This window comes from Micromonospora sp. BS32 (assembly GCF_059089345.1).
The window spans coordinates 1-561 of sequence record NZ_JBSSHR010000075.1; the positions used below are offsets into that span (position 1 = coordinate 1).

Sequence of the window (561 nt, forward strand, 5' to 3'; positions counted from 1 at the left end):
TTCGCCACCTGCATCGGCACCGGCCCGCACTCGGGGGCGGCCCGCCACGTCCCCACCGACCGCCGGGTGGAGGAGGGCGACTTCCTCACCGTGCGGCTCGGCGCCTGCTACCACGGCTACCGCTGCGAGGTGGGCCGCACCTTCGTGATCGGCAGCGCCCCCGCCTCCTGGCAGATCGAGCTGTACGACCTGGTGTTCGCCGCCCAGCGGGCCGGCCGCGAGGCGCTCGCACCGGGCGTGGCCTGCCGCGACGTGGACCGCGCCACCCGCGACCCGCTGCGCTCGGCGGGCCACGAGGAGGGCCTGGCGGCGTGGACCGGACACGGTGTCGGCCTCGAAATCGACGAGGACCCTCAGTTGTCACCCGCGGCCGTGGGTAAACTGGACGCTTGCGTGCCGGTCACCGTCGAACCGGGAGTCCACCTTCCGGGCCGCGGCGGTGTCCGCATCGGAGACACACTCGTCGTACGCCCCGCGGCGGACGGCGGGCCCGAGCTACTCACCATCACGACCAAGGAACTCCTCGCGCTGTGACCACCCCGTGGTCGGGCCGGGCGGCAC

Annotated in this window: 1 protein-coding gene; it reads left to right on the forward strand. The window is 74.2% G+C overall.

All coding sequences use genetic code 11. The annotated features are described in order from the left end of the window. A partial coding sequence (locus tag AC5RWQ_RS30315; RefSeq protein ID WP_494286020.1) for a M24 family metallopeptidase occupies positions 1–534 on the forward strand: 534 nt, incomplete at its 5' end. Positions 535–561: the final 27 nt, after the last annotated feature.